This is a genomic window from Isoptericola croceus (genome assembly GCF_029382255.1).
GTDB classification, from domain to species: Bacteria; Actinomycetota; Actinomycetes; order Actinomycetales; family Cellulomonadaceae; genus Isoptericola; species Isoptericola croceus.
Window position 1 is genome coordinate 177,199 of sequence record NZ_JARLLG010000004.1, and the last position, 25,404, is coordinate 202,602.

Annotated in this window: 25 protein-coding genes; 16 read left to right on the forward strand and 9 right to left on the reverse strand. The window is 72.5% G+C overall.

The window, feature by feature from the left end; translation table 11 throughout:
• Positions 1-34: 34 nt before the first annotated feature.
• The 5 genes from PZC42_RS11405 (at position 35) to PZC42_RS11425 (ending at position 4,606) form a co-directional block, all read left to right on the forward strand.
• Complete coding sequence (locus tag PZC42_RS11405) at positions 35-1,021, forward strand: ABC transporter ATP-binding protein (protein ID WP_277211134.1); 987 nt, start codon at positions 35-37, stop codon at positions 1,019-1,021.
• Positions 1,018-1,824 (forward strand): ABC transporter permease, encoded by an 807-nt coding sequence (locus PZC42_RS11410; protein WP_277211137.1) that lies wholly within the window; start codon positions 1,018-1,020, stop codon positions 1,822-1,824. The genes PZC42_RS11405 and PZC42_RS11410 overlap by 4 nt, the downstream gene beginning before the upstream one ends.
• Before the next feature lie 100 nt (positions 1,825-1,924).
• Entirely contained in the window at positions 1,925-2,656 is a 732-nt protein-coding gene (locus PZC42_RS11415) for a glutamine amidotransferase (RefSeq protein WP_277211139.1), read from the forward strand.
• Positions 2,657-2,683: 27 nt separating this feature from the next.
• Positions 2,684-3,184, forward strand: coding sequence for an NUDIX domain-containing protein (locus tag PZC42_RS11420; RefSeq protein WP_277211141.1), 501 nt, complete (start codon positions 2,684-2,686; stop codon positions 3,182-3,184).
• 294 nt (positions 3,185-3,478) lie between these two features.
• Positions 3,479-4,606, forward strand: a complete 1,128-nt coding sequence (locus PZC42_RS11425; RefSeq protein WP_277211143.1) for a 3-deoxy-7-phosphoheptulonate synthase — start codon at positions 3,479-3,481, stop codon at positions 4,604-4,606.
• 88 nt (positions 4,607-4,694) lie between these two features.
• Here the strand turns inward: PZC42_RS11425 and PZC42_RS11430 are convergent, their stop codons facing one another.
• From PZC42_RS11430 to PZC42_RS11440, 3 genes are all read right to left on the reverse strand, one after another.
• Positions 4,695-5,690, reverse strand: a complete 996-nt coding sequence (locus tag PZC42_RS11430; protein WP_277211145.1) for a type IV toxin-antitoxin system AbiEi family antitoxin domain-containing protein — start codon at positions 5,688-5,690, stop codon at positions 4,695-4,697.
• Between the two features lie 220 nt (positions 5,691-5,910).
• The gene (locus PZC42_RS11435) at positions 5,911-7,305 is read right to left on the reverse strand and encodes a DUF4232 domain-containing protein (protein ID WP_277211147.1); all 1,395 of its coding nucleotides are present in this window, start codon (positions 7,303-7,305) and stop codon (positions 5,911-5,913) included.
• Between the two features lie 42 nt (positions 7,306-7,347).
• Positions 7,348-8,544 carry an NAD(P)/FAD-dependent oxidoreductase gene (locus PZC42_RS11440; protein WP_277211148.1) on the reverse strand — a complete coding sequence of 399 codons (1,197 nt, stop codon included), beginning with the start codon at positions 8,542-8,544 and terminating at the stop codon, positions 7,348-7,350.
• Between the two features lie 106 nt (positions 8,545-8,650).
• Between PZC42_RS11440 and PZC42_RS11445 the strand changes: the two genes are divergently transcribed.
• The gene (locus tag PZC42_RS11445; protein WP_277211150.1) at positions 8,651-9,397 is read left to right on the forward strand and encodes an SDR family oxidoreductase; all 747 of its coding nucleotides are present in this window, start codon (positions 8,651-8,653) and stop codon (positions 9,395-9,397) included.
• A 51-nt stretch (positions 9,398-9,448) separates the two neighbouring features.
• On the opposite strand, the gene PZC42_RS11450 is transcribed toward PZC42_RS11445, so the two are convergent.
• The 6 genes from PZC42_RS11450 to PZC42_RS11475 all read right to left on the reverse strand — a co-directional run bounded on the left by PZC42_RS11450 (position 9,449) and on the right by PZC42_RS11475 (position 14,740).
• Complete coding sequence (locus PZC42_RS11450) at positions 9,449-10,462, reverse strand: serine hydrolase domain-containing protein (protein ID WP_277211152.1); 1,014 nt, start codon at positions 10,460-10,462, stop codon at positions 9,449-9,451.
• Between the two features lie 48 nt (positions 10,463-10,510).
• Entirely contained in the window at positions 10,511-10,813 is a 303-nt protein-coding gene (locus tag PZC42_RS11455) for a hypothetical protein (RefSeq protein ID WP_277211154.1), read from the reverse strand.
• The gene (locus PZC42_RS11460) at positions 10,810-11,754 is read right to left on the reverse strand and encodes a nucleotidyl transferase AbiEii/AbiGii toxin family protein (RefSeq protein WP_277211156.1); all 945 of its coding nucleotides are present in this window, start codon (positions 11,752-11,754) and stop codon (positions 10,810-10,812) included. Before PZC42_RS11460 ends, PZC42_RS11455 begins: the two co-directional genes overlap by 4 nt.
• A complete protein-coding gene (locus PZC42_RS11465; protein ID WP_277211158.1) occupies positions 11,751-12,323 on the reverse strand; it encodes a type IV toxin-antitoxin system AbiEi family antitoxin domain-containing protein in 573 nt (190 codons plus the stop codon). Before PZC42_RS11465 ends, PZC42_RS11460 begins: the two co-directional genes overlap by 4 nt.
• Positions 12,324-12,816: 493 nt before the next feature.
• On the reverse strand, positions 12,817-12,984 hold the full coding sequence (locus tag PZC42_RS11470) for a hypothetical protein (RefSeq protein ID WP_277211160.1): 168 nt from the start codon (positions 12,982-12,984) through the stop codon (positions 12,817-12,819).
• Between the two features lie 334 nt (positions 12,985-13,318).
• Positions 13,319-14,740 (reverse strand): aromatic amino acid ammonia-lyase, encoded by a 1,422-nt coding sequence (locus tag PZC42_RS11475; RefSeq protein WP_277211162.1) that lies wholly within the window; start codon positions 14,738-14,740, stop codon positions 13,319-13,321.
• A 162-nt stretch (positions 14,741-14,902) separates the two neighbouring features.
• On the opposite strand from PZC42_RS11475, the gene PZC42_RS11480 reads away from it, so the two are divergent.
• The 10 genes from PZC42_RS11480 to PZC42_RS11525 all read left to right on the forward strand — a co-directional run bounded on the left by PZC42_RS11480 (position 14,903) and on the right by PZC42_RS11525 (position 25,135).
• Entirely contained in the window at positions 14,903-15,583 is a 681-nt protein-coding gene (locus PZC42_RS11480; protein WP_277211164.1) for an IclR family transcriptional regulator, read from the forward strand.
• Positions 15,580-16,683 carry an ABC transporter ATP-binding protein gene (locus PZC42_RS11485; protein ID WP_277211166.1) on the forward strand — a complete coding sequence of 368 codons (1,104 nt, stop codon included), beginning with the start codon at positions 15,580-15,582 and terminating at the stop codon, positions 16,681-16,683. Before PZC42_RS11480 ends, PZC42_RS11485 begins: the two co-directional genes overlap by 4 nt.
• A gap of 2 nt (positions 16,684-16,685) precedes the next feature.
• A complete protein-coding gene (locus PZC42_RS11490) occupies positions 16,686-17,330 on the forward strand; it encodes an ABC transporter permease (protein ID WP_277211376.1) in 645 nt (214 codons plus the stop codon).
• Positions 17,327-18,079 (forward strand): ABC transporter permease, encoded by a 753-nt coding sequence (locus PZC42_RS11495; protein ID WP_277211167.1) that lies wholly within the window; start codon positions 17,327-17,329, stop codon positions 18,077-18,079. Before PZC42_RS11490 ends, PZC42_RS11495 begins: the two co-directional genes overlap by 4 nt.
• Entirely contained in the window at positions 18,076-18,996 is a 921-nt protein-coding gene (locus PZC42_RS11500; RefSeq protein ID WP_277211169.1) for an ABC transporter substrate-binding protein, read from the forward strand. Before PZC42_RS11495 ends, PZC42_RS11500 begins: the two co-directional genes overlap by 4 nt.
• A gap of 81 nt (positions 18,997-19,077) precedes the next feature.
• Positions 19,078-20,736, forward strand: coding sequence for a urocanate hydratase (gene hutU / locus PZC42_RS11505; protein ID WP_306574699.1), 1,659 nt, complete (start codon positions 19,078-19,080; stop codon positions 20,734-20,736).
• Complete coding sequence (locus PZC42_RS11510) at positions 20,733-21,959, forward strand: allantoate amidohydrolase (protein ID WP_277211173.1); 1,227 nt, start codon at positions 20,733-20,735, stop codon at positions 21,957-21,959. Before hutU ends, PZC42_RS11510 begins: the two co-directional genes overlap by 4 nt.
• Entirely contained in the window at positions 21,956-23,269 is a 1,314-nt protein-coding gene (locus PZC42_RS11515) for a formimidoylglutamate deiminase (RefSeq protein ID WP_277211175.1), read from the forward strand. The genes PZC42_RS11510 and PZC42_RS11515 overlap by 4 nt, the downstream gene beginning before the upstream one ends.
• Positions 23,266-24,456, forward strand: coding sequence for an imidazolonepropionase (gene hutI, locus PZC42_RS11520; RefSeq protein WP_277211177.1), 1,191 nt, complete (start codon positions 23,266-23,268; stop codon positions 24,454-24,456). Before PZC42_RS11515 ends, hutI begins: the two co-directional genes overlap by 4 nt.
• A 514-nt stretch (positions 24,457-24,970) precedes the next feature.
• Complete coding sequence (locus PZC42_RS11525) at positions 24,971-25,135, forward strand: site-specific integrase (protein WP_277211179.1); 165 nt, start codon at positions 24,971-24,973, stop codon at positions 25,133-25,135.
• The last annotated feature ends 269 nt before the right edge of the window (positions 25,136-25,404 follow it).

The window sequence follows — 25,404 nt, forward strand, 5'->3', positions numbered from 1 at the left end:
TGCCCCGCACCACCCGACCCGAAGGAGGCCCCCGATGGCCCAGCCGATCGTGGAGGTCAGCAACCTCCGCAAGACCTACGGCGACAAGGTCGCCGTCGACGGCGTGTCGTTCACCGTCCAGCCCGGAGAGATCTTCGGGATCCTCGGGCCGAACGGCGCCGGCAAGACCACCACCGTGGAGACCCTCGCGGGCCTGCGGCACGCCGACGGCGGGAGCGTGACCGTGCTGGGCCACGACACCCAGCGGGATCCCGCCGCCGTGAAGGACCTGCTGGGCGTGCAGCTGCAGGAGGCCACGCTCCACGACAAGATCACCGTCGGCGAGGTCCTGCAGCTCTTCGCCGGCTTCTACTCCCGGCCCGCCGACCCCGACGAGCTGCTGGCGCTGCTCGACCTGACCGAGCACACCGACAAGCAGTTCGGGCGCCTGTCCGGCGGGCAGAAGCAGCGCCTGTCGATCGCGCTGGCCCTCGTCGGCAACCCCGAGATCGCCATCCTGGACGAGCTCACCACCGGTCTGGACCCGCAGGCGCGACGCAGCACGTGGGAGCTGGTCGAACGGGTGCGCGCCACCGGCGTGACGATCCTGCTCGTCACCCACTTCATGGACGAGGCCGAGCGGCTGTGCGACCGGCTCGTGGTCATCGACGCCGGTCGCGTCGTCGCCGAGGGGACTCCCACCGGACTGATCGACGGCCTCGACGACGAACGCACCGTCGTCGTGCGCTTCGGCGCGGACGACGCCGGACGTGCCCGGGAGAGGCTCGACCGCCTCGCCGCCGAGCACCCCGACGTCGCGCGCGTCGAGGAGCTGGACGGGACGCCCGGCGAGATCGCCGTCTCCGGCACGCCCCGCGTGCTGTTCGCCGTCGTCCCGGCGTTGGCCGAGGCTGACCTGGTGCCCGAGGACGTCCGCACCGTCACCCGCACGCTCGAGGACGTCTTCCTTGCCGTCACCGGGCGCACCTACGCGCCGCAGGAGCCCGAGCCCGAGCTCACCACCGAAGGAGTCCGGTCATGACCACGACCACCGCCGCCCCCGCCCGCCGCCGGAGCTCCGGCTGGCACGGCTTCAGGCGCCTGCTGACCACCGAGACGAAGGTGTGGATGCGCGACTTCGCCTCGCCGTTCTTCGGGATCGTCTTCCCGACGATCATCCTGCTCGGGGTCGGTTACTTCATCCCCGGGATGCGCGAGACGATCACGGACGCCCCGCCCGACTCCGTCTGGTTCGGGCTCACCCCCATCGCCACGTTCCTGCCCACCGTGCTCGCGATGGCTGTCGGCACCGCCTCGCTGACCGTGATGCCCGTGACCATCGCGACCTATCGGGAGAAGGGCGTGCTGCGGCGGTTGTCGACCACGCCGATGCGACCGCAGGGCATCGTGGCGAGCCACCTGATCATCAACATGGTCACCACGCTCGTGGGGATCGCTCTGGCGCTGGTCGTCGCCGAGCTCGCCTTCGGGGTGCCGGTGCCGTCCCGGCTCGGTGTGGTCCTGCTCGCGATGGCGCTGGGTCTGTCCGCCATGTTCGCGCTCGGCATGCTGGTTGCCGCGGTCGCCCCGCGACCGTCGTCGGCGAACGCGATCGCGATGTCTCTGTACTTCCCGATGCTGCTCCTGGCCGGGCTGTGGACACCGGGACCGATCATGCCCGACCTGCTGCGTGACATCGGCCAGTTCACCCCGCTGGGCGCGGCCGCCCAGGCTCTGACGACCGGCTGGTTCGAGTCGGGGTTCCCGATGCTGCAGATGGTGGTCATGGTCGTCTGGACCGTCGTGCTGCTGCCGCTGGCGGTCCGCCTGTTCCGCTGGTCCTGACCCAGTGCCGCCGAGCAGGAGGTTGCGCCCGCATTGACACCGGATACCGGGCGCAACCTCCTGCTCGGCCACGAAGCGGGTGTCCGCCTAGGCTGCGAGGGTGAAGCCGTTCCTGCTCCTGGCGACCCGCGCCGAGGACGTCGCCGCCGACGGCGAGTACGAGGCGTTCTGCCGGTACGGCGGCCTCACCCCGGACCAGCTCCATCGGGTCCGCCTCGAGGCGCGGCCCATGCCCCGCCTCGACCTCGACGAGTACTCGGGGATCATCGTGGGGGGCGGCCCGTTCAACTCCTCCGACCCCGACAGCGAGAAGTCGGACACGCAGCGGCGGGTCGAGCGCGAGTTCGTCACGCTGCTCGACGAGGTGGTCGACCGCGACTTCCCGTTCCTCGGCGCCTGCTACGGCGTCGGCACCCTCGGGAAGTACGCCGGGGGAGTGGTGGACCGCCTCTACGGCGAGGCCGTCGGCGTCGCGACCGTCGAGCTGACCCAGGAGGGCATGGCGGACCCGCTGCTCGCCGGGCTGCCACCGGCCTTCACCGCCTACGTGGGTCACAAGGAGGCGATGCGAGGCCTCCCGCCCGGAGCCGTGCGGCTCGCCCTCTCGCCCCGTTCCCCCGTGCAGATGTTCCGGCTGCGGGCCAACCTCTACGCCACGCAGTTCCACCCCGAGCTCGACTTCGCGGGCCTGACCCAGCGCGTCCACGTGTACAGCGGGTACGGGTACTTCGACGCCTCCGAGGCCGAGGACGTCATCACCCGGGCCGCCGCCCACCCGGTCACCCTGCCGATGCGGATCCTGCGGAACTTCGTCGAGCGGTACCGTCGCTGACGGTGCACGGGTCGGTAGGGTCGCGGCATGCCGATCCCTGAGTTCGTCGCCTCGCTCCGTGCCCGCGTCGGGACCGACCTGCTCTGGCTGCCCGGCGTCAGCGCCGTGGTGCGCGACGGCGGCGGCCGGCTCCTGCTGGGCCGTCGCGCCGATACGGGGCAGTGGGCGCTGCCGAGCGGCATCCTGGACCCGGGCGAGCAGCCCGCGACCGGGATCGTGCGCGAGGTGCTCGAGGAGACCGCCGTGGAGGTCGAGGTCAGTGCCGTCGTCGGGGTCTTCAGCACCCCCGTGATCGCCTACCCCAACGGGGACCGGAGCACCTACCTCGACACCCTGTTCCTCGCCCGGCCCGTCTCCACCGAGGCGGCAGCCGCCGCCCGCGTGGCCGACGACGAGTCGCTGGAGGTCGCCTGGTTCGCCGGCGACGAGCTGCCGGCGAACCTGGCGGCGTCCACCCGGGAGCGGCTCGGGCACGAGCGGGAGTTCCTGGCGAACCCGGACCGGGCCGCGCTCTTCGCCCGGCCGTGAGCGCCGCCGTCGGGCAAGGACGCCGCCCGCATGGTGGACGTGCTGGACTCCACGGCGCTCCCGGCGTACTGTCATCGCCGTGAACATCCGTTGGTATTGGCGCTTTACGCCGGCTCCGCTGGGAGCTCGGCGGGCTCGCGCCTGACCGACACCTTCCACCGGAGCCAGCACAGGGCCTGGGACGCATCGTGCGTCCGGGCCCTTTGTCGTCGGGGCCTCCGGTCGGGATCGGACCGCCCTCGGTGACGCCGGACCATCCCTCGACCGACCACCGCCACGACCAGGAGCCCCCCGATGAGCCCCACCACCACGTCCGACGCGCACACCGCTGCCGGCGCGCGCGATACTGACCTGATGGCCGAGACCTCTGACCTGCGCGTCCGCGCGCTCGATCCCCTGCCCGCCCCCCGCGCGATGCGCACGGACCTGCCGCTCGGCACGGTCCGCAGCGACCTCGTGACGACGTCGCGCCGCGAGGTCCGCGACGTGCTGCGGGGCGAGGACGACCGGCTCGTCGTCATCGTGGGCCCGTGCTCGGTGCACGACCCGGCCGCCGCGCTCGACTACGCGCGCCGCCTCGCGCCGCTCGCGCGGGAGCTGTCGGACGAGCTCGTCGTGGTGATGCGCGTCTACTTCGAGAAGCCGCGCACCACCGTGGGCTGGAAGGGTCTCATCAACGACCCGCACCTCGACGGCACGCACGACGTGCACCACGGGCTGCACCTCGCGCGCGAGGTCCTGCTCGGTGTGCTCGACGCCGGGGTGCCGGCCGCGTGCGAGTTCCTGGAGCCGACGTCGCCGCAGTACATCGCGGACGCCGTCACCTGGGGGGCGATCGGGGCGCGCAACGCCGAGTCGCAGGTGCACCGCCAGCTCGCGTCGGGGCTGTCGATGCCGGTCGGATTCAAGAACGCCACGGACGGTGACGTCCAGATCGCGGTGGACGGCTGCATCACGGCCGCGAACGAGCACACGTTCTTCGGGGCGGACGCCGAGGGCCGTGCGGCCGCCGTCGAGACCGCCGGCAACCCGGACTGCCACGTCATCCTGCGCGGCGGGCGCGGTGGCCCGAACTACGGGGTCGACGACGTCGCAGCAGCCCTGGGCGTGGCCCGCACCTCCGGTCTGGGCGGGGCCGTCGAGGCGGGCGTGATCGTCGACGCCTCCCACGGCAACTCCGGCAAGGACCACGTGCGGCAGGCCGAGGTCGTCAGGGAGGTCGCCGCGCGCCTGGCCGACGGCGAGCAGGGCATCACGGGCCTCATGCTGGAGAGCTTCATCGAGGCGGGTGCGCAGAAGCCCGGCCCGCTGAACTCGCTCGTGTACGGCAAATCGGTCACCGACAAGTGCATGGACTGGGGCACGACGGCGGAGCTCCTGGAGGTCCTGGCAGCGGCTGTGCGCTCGCGCCGCGACGCCTGACGGCGGCCCCTGCTGCCACGAGCGTCTCTGTTCGTCAGGAATCGACGGCTGATTCCTGACGAACAGAGACGCTCGCGACGGCGGGCCGTCAGAGAAGGTGCAGGATCGCGTCTGGCGGCAGGGGGTCGGGCCGCCAACCGGAGCTTCGGAGCAGCGTGGCGACCTCGACGCCGACACGACCGTGCCAGGCGTCGGTGCCGGTGAACCGGCGCACGATCGTGCGCGAGGTGTCGAGACGGTTCTGGCGAGCGCGGTCACGGTAGAGCGCTCGCGGTGCCGAGTGGACGTCCTGACCATCGATCTCCACGAGCAGCGCCGTGCCGTCCGGCAACCTCCAGGCCATGTCCACGCGGGCGAAGACCAGCCCGCCGGGCCCGGCGACCCGAAGCTGGAGGGCGTCGGGCGGGAAGCCGTCGTCGAGGCAGGACAGCCGGGCCCAGGTCTCGGCCGGCGACTCGGAGCGTCCGTCGGCCAGCGGCCACCAGTCCCTGGTGCGGGCCATGCCGCGACGTCTGGCAGATGCTCGACAGGTAGCGGCGAGCCGTTCGGGATCGATGAGCTTCTGGTGCAGCGCCGAGTCCATGAGCGCGACGGCGTGGCGGCGCCCCACCTGCGGCACAGCCTCGACGAGCGCGCGGTCCACGGGCACGCAGCGAAAGCCTCCGACCTCGACCCACCGGTCGACCGGCGAGCGCCGCAACCTGACCGGCGGCCGCTTCGCCCGGGGCGCTCCGGTCGGCATCGTGACCTCGGGCGTGAGGTGCGCCGGCGCACCCTGCACACCGTGGAGCACGAGGGCGCAGAGGCCGGTGGCAACCGACCCGGGGTGCGCCAGCAGCCCGAGCAGTGCGGCCCGGCGCCGGCGATGCTCGATCCCGTTGCCTCCTTCGGCCCGGTTCACGCCGGTCGGTCCGGCGTCGAGGACGCCGCGGGCGACGCGCTGCCACTCCTTGGCACGCACCCGCGCGGCCACCTGCTCGCGGTTCATCCCGGCATCGAGGCACTGCCGGGCCGAGACGAGGCCCTCCTGCCGCGCGGCGACCAGGAGCAGCGACGCGGGGACGGGTTGAGGGCGACCGGGCACCGGGCGAGCGAAGCAGATCTCTCGCCTGTGCCGCCGTCGTCATCCACAGGCCTGGCCACGAGCGTCTCTGTTCGTCAGGAATCGACGGCTGATTCCTGACGAACAGAGACGCTCGTGCGGGAGAGGGGCAGCCCGCGGCCCGACGGACGGCACGATCGAGCTCGAGGTCCCCGCCGGGGTGTCGGTGTACACCTTCACCTTCGGGTGACGGCCCGCAGGTTCAGGACCAGCCGTCCACGGCCTGGGCCCACGGCCCGACCCGCACCTCGGCGCCGTCGAGCACGTCCAGGGTGGTCGGGTCGCCGCCACCGGACGCCATCGCGCCCTCGGCCTCGTCGGCCGACAGCCCGCCCAGGTCTGGCACGCGCGGCACGAATGCCACGGGAGCTGCGCCGGGGACCGCGACGACCTCGACCTCGGTGGTGACGTCCGGGTCGTTCGCGGTGGACATGGCCCGCCACTCCAGGGTGGCGAGCACCTGTTCCCCGGCGGGCACGACGACGCGCTCGGCGACGGCGCCGGGGAAGGGCGGCGCGATCGTCACGTCCTGCTGCGCCTCGCCGTCCGCGTTGCGGAAGACGACGTCGGGCACGCCGTCGACGGCGCACGGCTCGCCGGACACGTTGCGCGCGTGCACCGCCAGGTAGCGCCCACCGGTGGCGGCGTCGGGGGTGCCGAGCGAGAGCTCGAGGTCGGCACCGGTGCACTCGGCCGCGGAGTCGTCGGCGGGCCAGGGCTCGGTGCCCGCGGGCATCCGGACCGGGTGCGGTTCCGGCTCGGGCGGGGCGACCCCGCCCACCCAGCCCTCGACGAAGGTCGCGTACCCGGGGGAGGAGACGGTGTACGGCACCGGGTCGTCGCCCGGCGGCCGGCGCTCCTCGATCCAGGCGACGACGGCGGCAGCCGCGTCCGAGTCGCCGGCCGACGTCGTGTGCACGCTCAGCCCGTGGAGGCCGCTGGAGATCGCGGTCTCGACGCCGTCCCGCTGGGCGGCCTCGACCGCGAGCCGTACCTGCGCGGGGTCGACGGTGTCGCCGTCGGTGTCGTAGCGCACCGTGGCATCGAGCGTGGCCAGCGAGGTGACGATGCCGCGCTGCGCGGCGACGTCGGCCAGCGCGAGGAGCTCGTCCGTGCCGGTCGTCTCGGCGAAGCCGGTGGAGACGCGCGCGGCACCCGCCTGCCACAGCTCGAAGGCCTGGGACACGGCACCGGCGGGGTCGTCCGAGCTGTGCGTCGCCAGCGGGAAGACGGTGACCGCGCCGACCTCGACCGGGTCGCCGGCCGCGAAGCGGACGGACCGGGTCAGGTCGACGCCCGGGACGTGCGCCGCGCGGAAGAGGGCCGCGGCCTCGGCCGCCGCTGCGCCGGCCTCCTCCGGGGCCAGGTGCTCGTCGAGCCGGACCTCGAGGTCGGCGAGCGCGGCGTCGCCGTCCTTCGGGTCGCGCTGCAGCACCTCGTAACCGAGGTCGGTGCCGACCACACCCGGGACGGCCTCGACCGGACCGAGGGCGTCCCGCAGCTCGCCCGGCACGGGGTCCCACGGGCGCCACACGCCGATCGTGACCCCGACGACGACCAGCGCCACCACCCAGCAGAGGACGAAGCGACGCGACATGCTCCTGATCGTGCCAGACCAGGGCTCACCGCCCGGCGCGGCTCAGACGAACGCCTCCAGCGTGGCCCGGTCGACGGGACCGTCGGCGCGGATCAGCGTCTCGGCGTCGTCCATGCGGTCCCACACGTTGATGCCCATCGCGGCCTGGACACGGCCGCCCTCGACCCAGAAGGCGACGCACTCGCGGTCCGCCACCGACCCGCTGAACACCACCTCGCCGGTGGTCAGGCCCTTCGACTCCATGCCGAGGTCGAACTGGTCGGTGAAGAAGTACGGCAGCACGTCGTAGGCGTCCCCCGCGCCGAGCATCGCCCGCGCGGCGTGCTGGCCCGACTCGTCGGCGACCGCCCAGTGCTCCACCCGCAGCGGGCGCCCGTAGCGGGGAGACGGGATCGCGGCGATGTCGCCGGCCGCCCACACCCCGGGCGCGGACGTCCGCAGCGTCCCGTCCACGACGACCCCTCCGCCGTCGGACGGCGGTAACAGGTCGATCCCGGCGCTCGCGGCCAGCTCGACCTCGGGCGTGACACCGATGCCGACGACGACGGTGGTCGCCTCGAGCGTCGTGCCGTCGTCGAGCTCGACCGCGGAGACGCTGCCTGACCCGGTGACGGCTGCCACGGAGGTCTCGCGGAGCAGCCGGACGCCGTTCTCGGTGTGCAGCGACGCGAAGATCTCGCCGACCTCCGCGCCGAGGGTGTGCAGCGGGTGCGGCGACCTGCCCACCACGGTCACGTCGCGACCGAGCTGGCGGGCCGACGCCGCCACCTCCATCCCGATCCAGCCGTCGCCGACGACGACCACCGGCCCGTCGCCGGCCAGTGCCGTGGACAGCTGGTCGGCGTCCCCGACGGTGCGCAGGTGGTGCACGCCGTCCAGGTCTGTGCCGGGGACGCCCAGGCGACGCACCCGTGAACCGGTCGCCAGCAGGAGGCGCGAGTACCGCAGCGAACCTCCCGGTGCCGTCTCGACGCTGCTGCCGCCGACGTCCAGCCGGGTCGCGGACGTGGACGTCCGCAGGTCGACACCGTGGTCGGCGTACCAGGCCGCGTCGAGCGGGAACAGGGCGTCGCGGCCGGCCTCGCCGCGCAGGTAGTCCTTGGACAGCGGCGGGCGCTCGTACGGAGCGACGGCCTCGCCGGTGAGGACGACCAGGTCGCCGTCATACCCCTGGTCGCGCAGCGTCTCCGTGGCGCGGGCAGCGGCGAACCCGCCCCCGACGACGACGATCGGCTCCATCGGTCCTCCTCCGTGACGTCTGTCGTGATCCGTCTCACAGCCTGTCACGCCGAGCGGTGGTGTGCTGTGTTCGCGGCGCAGGTGCCGGCCGAGGAGGATGAGCAGCATGAGGATCGCAGTGGCCGGAGGAACCGGCACCGTCGGACGTCACGTGGTGGCAGCGCTGGAGGCGTCGGGGCGGGAGGCGGTGGTGCTCGCCCGCAGCCGTGGCGTCGACGTCGTCACCGGTGCGGGCCTGGACGCGGCGCTCGAGGGGGTGGACGCCGTCGTCGACGCGTTGAACGTCGTGAGCCTGACGGAGAAGGCCGACACCGAGTTCTTCACCAGCACGTCGCGGAACCTGCTGGCCGCGGGCGCGCGGGCCGGTGTCGGGCACCATGTGCTGCTCTCGATCGTGGGGATCGACCGGGCGTCGGGCTACGGGTACTACCGGGCCAAACTGGCGCAGGAGGAGGTGGTGCGCTCCGGGGGCGTGCCCTGGTCGGTGGTGCGCGCGACGCAGTTCCACGAGTTCCCGGGACAGGTGCTCGGGTTTGTCCCGGGCCCGGTCGGGATCATGCCGCGGATGTGGTGCCGGCCGGTCGCCGCGGCCGAGGTGGGGGAGTACCTCGCCGCCGTGGCCGCGGGTCCCGCGCAGGGACAGGCTCCCGAGATCGCGGGTCCGCAGGAGGAGCAGATGGTGGACATGGCCCGCCGGCTGCTGCAGGCTCAGGGCCGACGGCGGTGGGTGCTGCCGTTCGACTTCCCCGGTGCGGGCGCGGACTTCCGGGGCGGGGCGATGCTGCCCGACGGCGAGGGGCCGCGCGGGACGGTGTCGTTCGACGAGTGGTTGGCGGACGTCACGGAGTCGTGACATCTCAGAATGTCGCAGGTCTAGGACACGAAGGATGACGGCGCGTCGGCCTCAGTCGAACAGCCCGGCCGTCGCGCCGATCACCGGCCAGGCGCCCTCTGAGGTGTTGCCCAGCACGCTCACCGTCGTCGCGCTGCCCGGGTCGTGGGTGGAGCGGAACGAGACCCCGGCGTCGTAGCCCTCGATCACGACCGCGGGTCCGGTCCGGTGCAGCCAGAAGCCCATGCCGTAGCGCAGACCCTCGGCCGGGACGTCGTGCCGGGGGCGGATCATCATCTCGACGGTCGCCGGGTCGACGATCCGCCCGACGAACAGCGCCCGCCAGAAGCGGTGCAGGTCGTCACCCGTGGTGTAGATGCCGCCGTCTCCGTTGCCGAGGACCGGCAGGTGCAGGAGGTTCGTGCGGTTGCTCGCCGCGTCCAGGTAGCCGAGGGCAGCGTCGCCGGGCAGGTCGTCGGAGCGGAGAAAACGGGTGGAGGTCAGACCGGCTCGGTCGCACACCTCGCGGTGGACCAGGTCGTGGAACGTGGAACCGCCGACCCGCTCGGCGATCAGTGCCAGGATCACGTAGCCGCCGTTGTTGTACGCGAACCGTTCGCCGGGCGCCGACTTCTGCGCGAACCCGTCGAGCTCGGGCAGGAACGCCTCTGCACGATCCAGCGTGTGCACGGGCGAGCGCAGGACGTGGTCGTCGACCTCCCAGTCGGCCTCCTCGTCCAGGTAGTCACCGATGCCGGACGTGTGCGTCAGCAGGTGCTCCACCGTCACGGCGTCGTCGACGAGGGGGAGGTCCGCGCCGAGGATCTCTCGCGCCGTTGTGGTGAGCTGGAGGGAGCCGCTCTCGACGAGCCGCATGACAGTCAGGGCGGTGAACGCCTTGCTCCCGCTCGCGACGGCGAACCGGTGCGACGGGCTGTTCGGCACCTCGAGCGCACGGTGCGCGTACCCGAAGGCGCGTTCGACCAGCCGGTCCTCCGCGACGTCCACGGTGACGACGCCCGAGAACTGCTTCTCGGGCGCGGCGTCGGAGACTGCTGCCTCGAGGCGGTCCACGTCGATGTGCATGGCGCCACGGTAGAGGCCTGGTGAGTGCGGGGTCCAGGGATTACCTGGTCATCCGCCGCGGTGCGGCGTCCACCGGCGGGGCCAGAGCGACCAACCCACGACGGCAGCGAGGACCGTGATTGTCAGGAACCCGAGGCCGCTGACCAGCGCCTCCTGGGCGGCGTCCGCGCGCTCGAGCGCCGTCCACGAGCCCTCGTCGAACATGGTCGAGACGTAGAGCCGGTTGCCCCAGCGGAACCCGTCGGCGATCGCCAGACAGCCGGCCACCAGGGCGACGACCCGCGCTGCCCACTGCCGTCGGGTGAGGCCACGACTGTGCTCTCCGCGGTCATCTGGGTACGCGCCGATCATGTGTCGTGCCCGGACGCGTCGATCTCGCTGATCCATTCGTTCACGGCCGCGACGGCGTCGTCGAGCGTCGTCGTCACACCAGCGTCGGCTGCGGCGCGGGCGTAGTCGTTGGGCCAGTGTGGGTGCGCGACGACCTGGGGCGGCCAGGTTCGCACGGGTCGGTCGAGTGCTCCGGCGTCGGCCGCTCGGGCCTCGAATACTGCGATGCCGGCTTGCCAGATCTCGGTGAGGGTCGGGGTGGCCTCGGCCGTGACGAGGTTGCGCAAGAGGAGTAGGTCGACGACGTCGCGGGGCCGGTCGTTGATCCAGGTCGGCGGATCGTGCGGGTCGCTGACGGCATGGAGCTTCTGGGCGATCTGGTAGCGCATCGCGAGAGTGACGAGCAGGTCGGGAGTCGGGATGCCGAAGGGGTCGAGCGTGGGGGCCTGAACAGTCTCAGGGGTTGCACCGGCTCCCCCTTCGTCGGGTGCGAGCTCGACCTGGACTTTGCGCCAGACCTGCCCCTTGAGGCTCACGAAGACCCGTACGCGCCGGGGTTGCAGGAGGCGGGTGGGCGTCGCGATGACCTCGACCTCGGACCGGGTGAGGGTCAGGGGTCCCCAGGGCTCCTCGAGTGCGTCGTCGAGCGTGGCGATGAACTCGTCGATATCGCCGCGCACCAGGCCGTCGAGGTCACTGGTCGCGCGAGCGCTCTTGCCGAGCCGGTGCTGCAGGAGCGTGCCGCCCTTGAGGAGGAACGTCGGGGTACCGCTCGCGTCCACGGCCCGCTGCAGCGCTGCGATGACAACGGTCGACGCGACGAGCCACCCCATACGTCCACCGGCTGCGGGGACGCCGAGCGCCTTCTCTGCATGGCCGATCCACTGGGTCAGGATCGACACGCTCGCGGGCGGCTTCGTCTTCGCCTTGAGGTCGGCCAGCGAGGGAGCAGGGACGGTCATCGGCGTGCCTCCAGTGCTTCGGCCAGTCGGGTGACGTCGTCGCGGCGCACTGCGCCGGTGCGCTCGCCGCGTTCGACCGCTTGGCGGAGCAAGTAGGTCGGTGTGCCGTACGTGATGCACTGCTCGATGGCGGTGGTGGGGGTGACGATCCGCATCTGGTGCCACCAGGAAACCTGCCGTGCGCTCAGCGTCTCTGTGTGGACGAGGTATCGGTCGTTGTCGGCGCGCCGGATGCGTCGTGGCATCTGGACGGTCACGTGGTAGAGAGCCGGGTTGACGTCGCTGATCTCGTGCAGGGCCAGCGCGGTCTCATGGCTCAGGGCCGCCTCGGGATCTCCGGTTCGCAACAGTGCGACCTGGTACTGCTCGTCCTCGATCCCGGGTAGGTGCGGGAACCGGTAGATGCCGTGCGAGACCTTCTCGAGACTGCCACGCGCGACGAGGTTGTCGACGGCGCCCGCGGTCAGTCCCAGGTCTTCAAGTGCTTGTCGGCGGGTGACCAGCCCGTTCTGCTCCAGCGCGAGCTCGCGCAGAGCGTCACGCGCGGGCGTCGTGGTGCCGACCTTCATGCCAAAAACCTATCACTAGTGATGCACTATTGACAGCTTTCGGATCCTGGCCTTCGGCTGGGTGAGCGCGGCTCGGTCCAACGTCGGGATCTGTTGGCGTGGCGCACGTGGTGAGCGCGAGCGCGCTGGCAGGTTGCGGAGGGTCGCCACCGACGTTTGTTCGGGTCGCCGACGGGCCCCGGCTGGACCGGAACCGCCGTGCGGACGTCGGCGGACGGCGAGTGCTCGGATGTCGCAAACCAGCAGTTGAGCCAGCAGCGCGAGGTCGAAGGCAAAGCGAAAGGCCCTCCGCTCTCAGCGTTTCCGCTGGTCAGAGGGCCTCTCGGCTGGTCGGGGTGACAGGATTTGAACCTGCGACCTCTTCGTCCCGAATGAACGTTGACGTGCCCTGATGCCGCCGGAGCCGCGGGTTTCTGCGCGTCGGCGTCCGTTGGTGTCCGCTCACGGTCGAGCCGGTAAGCCAGCAGTTGCGCCAGCAGGGAGGGAAGGACGCTCAGGCGAAGTAGTGGCCGTTGAGCCGAACGAGCAGTCGCATGTGGAGTCCGGCATCGGCCGGGTTGACGCGCTCGACGGCGAGCTCGTATGGCTGCTTCATGATCTGGTGGACATAGTCGAGCAGGGGCGTCGGCACGTAGCCGAGCCGTCCGCCATCTCTCGTCACGAGCAGTGCGCGATTCGTGACAGGGCTATCCGACTCCAGTCGCAGAGCCAGATGGTCGCCGGGGCAGACCAACCCTGCCAGCCAGCCCCAGGCCAGCCACCACGAACACTTACAGGCGGTTCAGTGCTGGCCGACAAGGCGTACTCCAGCCCGGCGACCTGCCGAGCGCTGCGCGCGCGAGGCAGCAAGTTCACCAGTCCGGAGAAGAGGTCCACGCCGCCAACCGGCTGCGGCGCGGCGCCCGGGGCGACCGACCGCCCGCGTTCGACGCCGAGACCTACAAGGGTCGCAACGTCGTCGTCGTCCTCTGGCTTTGCGATCTACCGGACACGGCCTAGACTCGCGAGAGCCCGTCGAGCAGCTGCTGTGCGATCTCTAGGTCACCGCGCAGGTCGCGGTCGGCGTCCTCGGCCGGCAGCCTGCCGGCCAGGTCGAGCGCGTCGCGCAGCGGTCTCGCGGCCAGCTCGGCGCCCTGCTGGCGGAGCAGCCGCACCGCTCCGACGAGCTCGCAGGCCAGCAGCAAGCGGTAGGCCGTGACGGCCCGCTCGGCCTGTACGACGGCCTGGGACGCGAAGCTGGCGTCCTCCTCGGCGCCGCGGGACAGCACGACGGAACCGAGCGAGGCCGGCTGCGCGGCGGCACGGAGCTCGGCGAGCGCGCTGGCCGCGACGTACTCGACCATCATCAGACCCGAGGCCCCCTCCTGCTCCGCCGCGAGGAACGGGCGAAGCCTGGTGAAGCCGGGCTCGTTGAGCATCCCGATCCGGGACATCACGAGGGGTCCTGTCTGGGCCAGCGCGAGGGCGCACCCGTCGAGCGCCAGCCCGAGTGCCACCTGGTGGAAGGCGCTGTGGTGGACCACGGTCTCGGCGGAAAGATCGAACAGCGGGTTCTCCTGCGCCGTGCGGAGCACGCGGCCGGCCTGCTCCGCCAGCGCCCCGAGCGCGTGCGTGAAGGCGCCCTGGCTGATCGGGAACGCGCGCAGCCCGTACGCGTCCTGGATCCTGGCCGGCCCGCCAGCGGGGCCCGCAGGGGCCCCGAGCAGACGGCTCACGCGACCGGCCACCCTGTCCACCCCGGGGGAGGCCGCGGCGCGCACGGCGGCGGGGGAGAGGATCGAGGGGTTCCCGCCGAGACCGCGGAAGCTGAGCGCGTACACGACCGCGGCGGCGCGGTCGAGCCGGTCGAGGGCGTCGACGACGAGACAGGTGCGGCCGATCGTGAGGGCGCTGGAGCTGATGAACGGCAGGGCGCTGTCCCGGCTCCACGGCGCCATGGGCTCGAGCGGTCCGGTGGCCGGACGTTCGCCCATCAGCGTCAGGGCCGTGCCGGCCAGGGCCCCGAGATCGCCCGTTCCGATCGAGGAGTGCGCGCGAACGGTGGGCAGGGCGTTCGCGTTCAGCATCCGCTCCAGAGCGCGGAGCACCATCGGGTCAGCGCCTGAGCCGGTCACGCACAGCTGGTTGAGCCGCACGGCGAGCATCGCCCGCACCGCCCGTGCGGGCAGTTCCTCGCCCGCGTCCACCGCATGGCTGCGCAGGAGTCGCAGCCCGTGGGCGTCGTCGTCCACGAGGGCGGTCTTGTTCGCGCCCACGCCGGTCGTCCGACCGTACGTGGGCACCTCCGCACTGAGCCGGCGCGCCAGGGCGTGCGCGCGGCTCACGGCCTCGACCGCGGCGCCGGGCACGCGCACGGCCGCGCCGTCGGCCACGGCGACCACGTCCGCCAGTCTCGCGTTGCCGGCGAGCTCGATCATCGGCACACCTCTTCCCTCGTGTCGCATCCCTTGTTATTGTCCCGGCCAGCGTAGTGCCGCAGAGTGGCAAGTGGTTTTTACACGGTGGCAACGCCGAGGCGATGTGCCGACAACTTCCGGCTCTTACCTTCGGTGCAGGTACACGACGCGTGGAGGTAGGACATGGCCGAGGCCGGGACCAGGACAGCCGAGCGGACGCTCGCTCTCCTCGCGGTCATCTGCGAGAGGGGGCGCGCCACCCTCTCCGAGGCTGCCCGCGCCACCGAGCTCGCCCCGAGCACCGCTCTGCGGATCCTGCGCACCCTCGAGGCTGCCGGGTTCGTACGCCGGGATGAGGACGCCGCGTACACACCCGGCGGGCGGATCATCCAGCTCGGCGCGCAGGCCCTGAGCAACGAGTCCCTCATCGACCTCACCCAGCCCGCGATGAAGCGTCTTGCGGAGGCGACGGGTGAGTCCGTCTACCTCAGCATCGTCGGCCACCACGAGAAGGCGCTGTACATCGCCATCGTGGAGGGCTCGCACTCCATCCGGCACCGGAGCTGGGTGGGCGGCACCATCCCCCTCGACGGCACGGCAGCGGGACATGCCCTCACCGGCGCGGTCCCGGCCGGGTCCTGGGCGCTCGTCAGGAGCGGCGTCGAGAGCGACGTCACCGCGATCGCGGCGCCGATCCGCGTCGGCCGCCGCGTGGTCGCGGCCCTGAGCCTCGTCGTCCCGAGCTATCGGCTCGGGGAGGAGGACGCGTCCCGCTACGGCGCCCTGATCGTTGCCGAGGTCGCCGCCCTCTCGTCGGAGCTCGGCGGCCCGACCGGTCAGGACCTCGAAGGAGCGACGGCATGATCACGTTCGAGCACGTCTCCAAGGTGTACCCCGACGGCACGCACGCGGTGCACGACCTCACGTTCGACGCGCCGAGCGGCCGGCTGACGGTGCTCGTCGGACCCTCAGGCTGCGGCAAGACGACGTCGATGCGGATGATCAACCGCCTGATCGACCCGACCGACGGCGTCGTCAGCCTCGACGGCCAGGACACCCGGTCGGTCGACGCGATCGAGCTGCGCCGCAAGATCGGCTACGTCATCCAGAGCGCCGGCCTGTTCCCGCACCGGACCGTCGTCGACAACGTCGCCGCGCTGCCCCGCCTGCTCGGCGTCGGCAAGCAGCAGGCGCGGAGCCGCGCGATGGAGCTTCTGGCGAAGGTCGGCCTCGACGAGCGCTTCGCCCTGCGCTACCCCTACCAGCTCTCCGGCGGGCAGCAGCAACGCGTGGGCGTCGCCAGGGCGCTCGCCACGGACCCGCCCTTCCTGCTCATGGACGAGCCCTTCAGCGCCGTCGACCCCGTCGTCCGCACCCAGCTCCAGGACTCCTTCCTCCAGCTGCAGCGTGACATCGGCAAGACGATCGTGATGGTCACCCACGACATCGACGAGGCGCTCAAGCTGGGCGACCAGGTCGCCGTCTTCCGTGAGGGCGGGACGCTGGCCCAGGTCGCCACGCCGTCCGGGCTGCTCGCCCACCCTGCCGACCCCTTCGTCGCGGACTTCGTCGGGGCCTCCCGCGGCTACCGCGCCCTGGGCTTCGTCGAGGCGACGGCGCCCGTCGAGCTCGCGGACGAGGCGACGGTCCGTGTGGGTTCCCGGCCCGGCGACGCCGGTGCGGTCGACGACGGCTGGTGCGTCGCCGTCGACGACGCGCACGCGCCGCTCGGGTGGGTCGACCTGCGGGCGGCCGGTGAGGTCGTCGAGGAGCGCCACATCGACTTCTCGGGGACGGTGGCCCGCGCCGACGGCAGCCTGCGAGACCTGCTCGATGCCGCCCTGTCCAGCCCGACTGGGCGCGGCCTCGTGGCCGGTCCCGACGGCCGTCTGCGCGGGAGCGTCGTCGCGGCCGAGGTGCTCCGCCACGTCGGCCACGGGCGGGAAGCCGAGGTCTCGTCGTGACCCTGAACTGGATCATCGACAACGCCGCCCGCATCGGCGAGCTCACCGCGTGGCACGCCGCGCTCAGCGTCGTCCCCACGGTGCTCGGGCTTCTCGTCGCCATCCCGCTCGGGTGGTGGGCGTCCCGCTCGCCGCGCATCTATCCCCTCGTCATCGGCACGTCGGGTCTGCTCTACACGATCCCGTCGATTGCGCTGTTCGTCCTCCTGCCCAAGGTCCTCGGCACCCGGATCCTCGACCCGCTCAACGTCGTCGTCGCGCTGACCCTCTACAGCATCGCGCTGCTGGTCCGGGTCATCGCCGACGGCCTGGCGTCGGTCCCGCACGACACGGTCCAAGCCGCGACGGCGATGGGCTACCGCCCGTGGCAACGGCTCCTGCACGTGGAGCTGCCCGTGGCCGTACCGGCGATCGGCGGCGGCCTGCGCGTGGCGGTCGTCTCGAACGTGAGCATCGTGACGATGGCGGCCCTGCTCGGCATCCCGCAGCTCGGGTCACTCTTCACGCAGGGCTTCTCGCTGCGGCTGACCCTTCCGATCGTCGTCGGGATCGTGCTGTGCCTGGTGCTGTCGGTGGTCCTGGACGTCCTCGTCCACGCGGCCACCCGCGCCCTGACCCCGTGGCAGCAGAAGGCGGAGACGGCATGAGCATCCTCGACTGGTTCCTCGACCCCGCCCAGTGGGCGGGCGCGGACTCGATCCCGGTCCAGGTCGGTTACCACCTCCTGTACTCGGGCACCGCCCTCCTCGTCGCGCTCGCGATCGCCGTCCCGCTGGGCGTCTACATCGGTTACACCGGGCGCGGGGAGCTCCTCGTCGCCGGCGCCGCCAACGCACTCCGGGCGCTGCCGACGTTCGGCCTGCTCGTCCTCGTCGTCATGCTGGTCGCGCCGCTCGTCGGCTCCCGGCTCGCGTTCGTCGGGCCGACCATCGTCGTCCTCGTCCTGCTCGCGGTGCCGCCGATCCTGTCGGGGACCGTGGCGGGGATCCAGGGCGCCGACCCGGGCGCCGTCGGCGCGGCCCGTGCGACGGGCTACACGCGCCCGCAGATCCTGTGGCACGTCCAAGTCCCCTGCGCGCTGCCCCTGTTCCTGTCCGGGATCCGCAATGCGACGCTGCAGATCGTCTCCACCGCCACCGTCGCGGCCTACGTCTCCCTCAAGGGCCTCGGCCGCTACATCATCGACGGCCGCGCGTCCTCCGACTACACGCAGATGGCCGCCGGCGCCGTGCTCGTCGCCGTCGTCGCCCTCGTGCTCGAGCTGGCGTTCCTCGGCCTGGGGCGCGCCGTCGTCTCACCGGGCCTGACCAGGAACCCCCTCCCCACCTGCCGGCGGACCAGGACCGTCCGCCCGGATCTCGTTCCCCCCTCCACCCCCCGAAAGGCAGCATCATGAAGCGAATCTCCGCCCGTCACGGCCTGGCGGGCCTCACCGGCATCGCCGTGCTCGCCCTCACCGCCTGCGCAGCCGGCGACCCGCTCAGTGCGGACGCTGCCGACGACGCAGGCTCGGGTTCGGGAGTCGTCATCGGCTCCGCGGACTTCTCCGAGAGCCAGCTGCTCGCGACCATCTACTCCCTCGCCCTCCAGGATGCTGGCGTCGAGGTCGAGGAGAAGTTCAACATCGGCAGCCGCGAGGTGTACATCGCCGCGGTGCAGGACGGCTCGATCGACCTGGTCCCGGACTACGCCGGCGCCCTGCTCAAGTACCTCGACGCCGAGTCCACCGTGAGCAGCACCGAGGACGTGATCGCCGAGCTCGGCGAGGTCCTGCCCGACGACCTCGTCATGCTCGAGGCCTCCGCCGCGCAGGACAAGGATGTGCTCGCCGTGACGCGGGAGACCGCCGAGAAGTACGGCCTCGAGACCATCTCCGACCTGCAGCCGGTGGCCGGCGAGATCTCCCTCGGCGGGCCGCCGGAGTGGAAGACGCGCGTCAACGGTGTCGTCGGTCTCGAGGAGGTGTACGGCCTGACGTTCAAGGAGTTCGTCAGCCTGGACGCCGGCGGCCCGCTCACCATGGCGGCCCTGACCTCCGGGCAGGTCCAGGCGGCCGACGTCTTCAGCACGGATCCCGCGATCGCCGAGAACGACCTCGTGTCGCTCGAGGACGACAAGTTCCTGTTCGCCGCCGAGAACATCCTGCCCGTCGTGCGCGCGGACAAGGTGAGCGACACGATCACCGAGGTACTGAACAACGTGTCCGCCGCCCTGACCACGGAGGACCTGATCGCGATGAACGGGCGCGCCGCCACCGGCGAGTCCCTCGAGAACATCGCGACCGACTGGCTGACCGAGGCCGGCGTGCTCTGACGGGCCATCCACGGGCTCTGAACGGGCCCTGAGCCGACCCGCATGGCGACCGTAGACCACCGAACGAAGCAAGGAAGACGCATGTCACGGCAGACCCTGATCCGCGCTCCCCGCGGCACGGCGCTGACGGCCAAGAGCTGGCAGACCGAAGCCCCGCTGAGGATGCTCCTGAACAACCTCGACCCCGAGGTGGCTGAGCACCCGGAAGACCTCGTCGTCTACGGCGGCACCGGGCGGGCAGCGCGGAGCTGGGAGGCGTTCGACGCGATCGTGCGGACGCTGACCAGCCTCGAGGCCGACGAGACCCTGCTCGTCCAGTCGGGCAAGCCGGTCGGGGTGTTCCGCACCCACGAGTGGGCGCCCCGCGTGCTCATCGCCAACTCCAACCTCGTCGGGGACTGGGCCACCTGGCCCGAGTTCCGGCGCCTGGAGGCCGAGGGGCTGACGATGTACGGCCAGATGACTGCGGGCTCGTGGATCTACATCGGCACCCAGGGCATCCTCCAGGGCACGTACGAGACGTTCGCCGCGGTCGCGCGCAAGCGTTTTGGCGGCACGCTGGCCGGCACCCTCACCCTGACCGGGGGCTGCGGTGGCATGGGCGGCGCCCAGCCGCTCTCGGTCACGCTCAACGGCGGCGCCGTGCTGATCGTGGACGTCGACGAGACGCGGCTCGCCCGTCGCGTCGAGCACGGCTACCTCGACGAGTACACCGCCGACCTGGACACCGCCCTGGAGCGGGTCCTCGCCGCGCGGGCCGAGCGCCGGCCGCTGTCGGTGGGTCTCGTCGGCAACGCCGCGACCGTCTTCGCCGAGATCCTTGCCCGCGGGGTGCCCGTCGACGTCGTCACCGATCAGACGAGCGCGCACGACCCCCTCAGCTACCTGCCCGAGGGCCTCTCGGTCGAGGAATGGGAGGAGGCCGCCCAGGCGGACCCGGCCGCGTTCACCGAGCGCGCCCGAGCGTCGATGGCGGCGCAGGTCGCGGCCATGGTCGGCTTCCAGGACGCGGGCGCCGAGGTGTTCGACTACGGCAACTCGCTGCGTACGGAGGCCCAGCTCGGCGGGTACGAGCGTGCCTTCGAGTTCCCCGGGTTCGTCCCCGCCTACATCCGCCCGCTCTTCGCCGAGGGCAAGGGTCCGTTCCGGTGGGCGGCGCTGTCGGGCGACCCTGCGGACATCGCCGCCACCGACCGTGCCGTGCTCGAGCTCTTTCCCGGCGACGAGCACCTGCGGCGGTGGATCCTCGCCGCCCAGGAGAAGGTCCAGTTTCAGGGGCTGCCGGCCCGCATCTGCTGGCTCGGCTACAAGGAGCGGCATCTCGCCGGGCTGCGGTTCAACGAGATGGTCGCGTCCGGAGAGCTCAGCGCCCCTGTCGCCATCGGGCGCGACCATCTCGACTCCGGGTCCGTGGCCTCCCCGTACCGGGAGACCGAGGCGATGGCGGACGGGTCGGACGCGATCGCGGACTGGCCGTTGCTCAACGCCCTGCTCAACACCGCAAGCGGTGCGACGTGGGTCTCGATCCACCACGGCGGCGGCGTCGGGATCGGCCGGTCGATCCACGCCGGTCAGGTGATCGTCGCCGACGGCACCGAGCTGGCTGCGCAGAAGCTCGAGCGCGTCCTCGTCAACGACCCGGGCACCGGCGTCATGCGGCATGTCGACGCCGGGTACGAGCGGGCCGCGGACGTGGCCCGGGAGCGCGGGATGCGCGTCCCGATGTGGGAGACGGAGTGACGGGCGGCGTGGGCGCGCACGAGGCCCTCACGGTCACCGGGCTGCTGGCGGAGATTGCCGAGATCGGGCGCGACCCTGTGCGCGGCGGCTACTCCCGGCACGTCTTCGACGACGGCGACCGCGCGCTGCGCGAATGGTTCACGGCGCGCGCGACGGGCCTCGGGCTCGACGTCGTCCCGGACGCAGACGGCAACCTCTGGGCGTGGTGGGGCACACCTGGTCCTGACAGCGTCGTGACCGGCAGCCACCTGGACTCCGTGCCCGGCGGCGGTGCGTACGACGGGCCGCTGGGGGTGGCGAGCGCGCTCGCAGCCGTCGCGCGGCTCAAGGCCCGGGGACATACCCCGACCCGGCCGCTCGCGGTCGTGGTCTTCGCCGAGGAGGAGGGGTCCCGGTTCGGGGTCGCGTGCCTCGGTTCGGGGCTGCTGACCGGCGCGGTGGACCCCGACCAGGCCCGCGGGCTGAGGGACGCTGCCGGCACCCCCCTCGCGGAGGTCTGGGCCGCGAACGGGCTCGACCCGCAGCGGCTCGGCCCCGACGAGCAGGCCCTGGGGCGGATCGGCTGCTTCGTCGAGCTGCACGTGGAGCAGGGCGTCGACCTCGTGCACCGGGGCGTCCCGGTCGCGCTCGCCACGGCGATCCTGGCGCACGGCCGGTGGTGCGTCCGCGCCGTCGGGCAGGGTAACCACGCCGGGGCCACGCCGATGGACGCCCGCCACGACCCCGTCGTCGTCGCCGCCAAGTCGGTCCTCGCCGCGCGCGAGGCCGCCCTGGCGAGGCCCGGCGCGCGGGCCACGGTGGGCCGCGTGTCCGTGGTTCCCGGCGGGACCAACGTCATCGCGTCCGTCGCGGAGACCTACCTCGACGTCCGCGCCGCGGACGACGAAACCGTGCGCGCGGTCGTCGCCGGGATCACCGACGTGGTGCGGGCCGCGGCGGAGGCCGAAGGGTGCACCGTGGAGGTCGTGGAAGAATCCTTCGCGCCGGCCGTCGTCTTCGACGCCGGCCTGCGCGACCGGCTCGCCGCCGTGCTGGGCGGCCCGCCGGCCATCCCGACGGGGGCCGGCCACGACGCCGGAGTCCTCGCCGCGCACGTGCCGACGGCCATGCTGTTCGTCCGCAACCCGACCGGCATCTCGCACGCACCGGAGGAGAGCGCCGCCGCGGAGGACTGCGAGCGCGGCGTCGATGCCCTCGTCCGCGTCCTGGAGGAGCTGGTGTGAGCGTGACCTGGTGCCGCCGGGCGCTCGTCGGAGGGCGGTTCGAGGAAGGGGTCCGGATCGAGGCGGACGCCTCCGGGCGGGTGACGCGCCTGACGGCCGGCGCCGGCGGCGACGACGCCGGCCTGCGGCTGGGCACCGTCGTGCCCGGCTTCGGCAACGCCCACTCCCACCTGTTCCACCGGGCGCTGCGGGGACGCACGCACGCCGACGGCGGGGACTTCTGGAGCTGGCGCGAGCAGATGTACGCCGTGGCGGGCACCCTCGACCCTGACCGGTACCGCGCCCTCGCCGTCGCCGTCTTCGCGGAGATGCGCGCCGCCGGGTACACCGCTGTCGGTGAGTTCCACTACGTGCACCACCGCCCCGACGGCACGCCCTACCCCGACCACGAGATGGAGCTGGCGCTCGCGGACGCGTCCGAGGAGGCAGGCATCCGGCTGACCCTCCTGGACACGTGCTACCTGCGCGGTGGGCTGGACCGGCCGCTGGAGCCGGGCCAGCGCCGCTTCGGCGACGGGTCCGCCGCGGCGTGGCTCGAGCGCTGGCACCGCCTCCGCGATCGCCTCGGCGACCGCCGGCTCGTCACCCTGGGCGCCGCCGTCCACAGCGTTCGCGCCGTGACCGAGGCGGACGTCGCTACCATCGTCGCGGGGCTCCCCGCCGGGACCCCGCTGCACGCCCACGTCTCCGAGCAGCCCCTCGAGAACGAGGAGTGTCTCGCCCGGACCGGCCTGACACCCACGGGCCTCCTCGCCCGCGCCGGCGCGCTGGGCTCACGCCTCACCGCGGTCCACGCCACGCACCTCACCGACACCGACGTCGCCCTGCTCGGTGGCGCCGGGGTGAGCGTCGCGCTCTGCCCGACCACCGAGGCGGACCTCGCCGACGGCATCGGCCCGGCCCGCACCCTCGCCGGCGCCGGCGTCCGGGTGGCGATCGGCTCGGACCAGAACGCCGTTATCGACCCGCTCCTCGAGCTGCGCGCCGCCGAGGCGCACGAGCGGCTCGCCTCTGGCCGGCGCGGCGTCTTCGACCCGGCCGACCTCTGGCTGATGGGGACCGCGCACGGCTACACCTCGCTCGGTCTGGGCGACCCGCGCGCCGTCCCCGGGCTGGCCGTCGGGGACCACTGCGACCTTGTCGAGCTCGACGACGCCTCACCCCGCACGGTCGGGTCGCGGCCCGACCAGCTCGTGCTCACGGCGACGGCCGCGGACGTGCGGACCGTCGTCGTCGGTGGCCGGGTGCGGCCGGCTCCCGACGTGGCTGCGCTGCTCGCGGGCGCTCTGGAGAGGGTGAGCACGTCGTGACCGCGCACCTCGTCACAGGCATCGGTCAGCTCGTCACGAACGACCCCGCCGCGGGCGACGGGCCTCTCGGCGTGGTCACGGAAGCCGCCGTGGTCGTCGAGGACGGGCGGGTGGCGTGGGTCGGTGCCGCCCGCGGGGCGCCCGCGGCCGACAGGGTCACCGACATCGGCGGTGCGTGCGTGCTGCCCGGGTTCGTCGACAGCCACAGCCACATCGTCTTCGCCGGGGACCGCACCGCCGAGTTCGAGGCACGGATGGAGGGCCGGGCCTACTCCGCGGGCGGCATCCGCACGACCGTCGCGGCCACCCGGGCCGCCGACGACGCCGCGCTGGCCGCGCGGGGTCGCCGGCTCGTGGGCGAGATGCTCGCCCAGGGCACGACGACGCTCGAGGTCAAGAGTGGCTACGGGCTCACGGTGGCCGACGAGGAGCGGATCCTCGCGGTGGCCGCCGGGCTCACGGACGAGGTCACCTTCCTCGGCGCGCACGTCGTGCCGGCGGAGTACGCCGGACGGACCGACGACTACGTCGACCTCGTGGTGGGGGAGATGCTGGACGCCTGCGCGCCGCACGCGCGGTGGGTGGACGTCTTCTGCGAGGAGGGCGCGTTCGACGTCTCGCAGAGCCGCCGGATCCTCGAGGCCGGTGCGGGCCGGGGTCTCGGCGTGCGCGTCCACGCTGCACAGCTCGGCCCCAGCGCCGGGGTGGCGATGGCAGTCGAGCTGGACGCCGCGAGCGTCGACCACTGCACCTTCCTCTCGGGGGCCGACGTCGAGCTCCTTGCCGCCTCGCGCACCGTCGCGACCCTCCTGCCCGGGGCCGAGTTCTCCACGCGCCAGCCCTACCCGGACGCCCGCATGCTGCTGGATGCCGGGGCGACGGTCGCGCTCGCGACCGACTGCAACCCGGGCTCGTCGTTCACGAGCTCGATGCCCTTCTGCGTCGCCATGGCCGTGCGGGAGATGGGCATGACGCCCGCCGAGGCGGTGTGGGCCGCGACCGCGGGCGGCGCGCGGGCACTGCGTCGCGACGACGTCGGCCGGCTGGTGCCCGGCGCGAGGGCGGACCTCGTCGAGCTCGACGCGCCGTCCTACGTCCACCTCGCCTACCGGCCGGGCGTGCCGCTCGCCCGACGCGTCTGGAGGGCCGGAGCGGTGGTCGCCGGACCGGCCGCGGTGCGCGGGTAGCACCCCGCTGCAGGTCGCGACGCTCCCTGCTGCCAACGCCGTGCGCGGGCTGGATCGTGTTGGCCGTTGCCGATGGCGCCGGCACCTCGGCTGCGGCGGGCGGCGGCTGTTCGAGGGTGGCGACGCGCCGGCCGCGCTGCGGTTGGCGGACACGGTCACCACCTCGACAGGTGTCATCATCGCGACGTACCAGCGCTCCGAGGACTGAGCGGGAGGCAACCGATGAGACAGTACCTGCTGAGCATCTACCAGCCCGAGGGGCCACCGCCCGCGGACGTCGACCTGGAGCGGGTGATGCGCGAGCTCGATAAGCTGAACGCTGAGATGAAGACCGCCGGTGCGTGGGTGTTCGCGGGAGGGCTGCACGAGCGGAGCACCGCGACGGTGCTCCGGCCGAGCGGCGGCCAAGGCCGGCGCCGACTGGAAGGAGACCGGGTACGTGTTCACCACGACGCTCGGTACTCCGCTCGAAGCGGCGAACGTCCGGCGCGGGTTCCGGTAGGCGCTCAAGCTGGTGCCCTCGGTCAACCCGGCCGACTGGACCCCGCGCGAACTGCGGCACTCGTTCGTCTCGCTCATGTCAGCCGGGGGAGCGGCAGTCGAGCAGATCTCCCACCTCGTCGGCCACTCGGACACCTCGACGACGGAGCTGACTACCGCCACGAGCTCCGGCATTTGATCCACACCGGGCCACGTTCATGAACGAGTTCGCCTCGGTCGCCGACGTCCGCCCCGACTGGCACATGGACCCCCTCTTCAAGCTTCCGGGGGACCCGCCGATACGCCCGCGTCCGGACCCGCAAGCCAGCAGTTACGCCAGCAGAGGCCAGTTCGACGCCGGATTGCAAAGCGAAAGGCCCTCCGAACCGAGCGTTTCCGCTGGTCAGAGGGCCTTTCGGCTGGTCGGGGTGACAGGATCTGAACCTGCGACCTCTTCGTCCCGAAGCG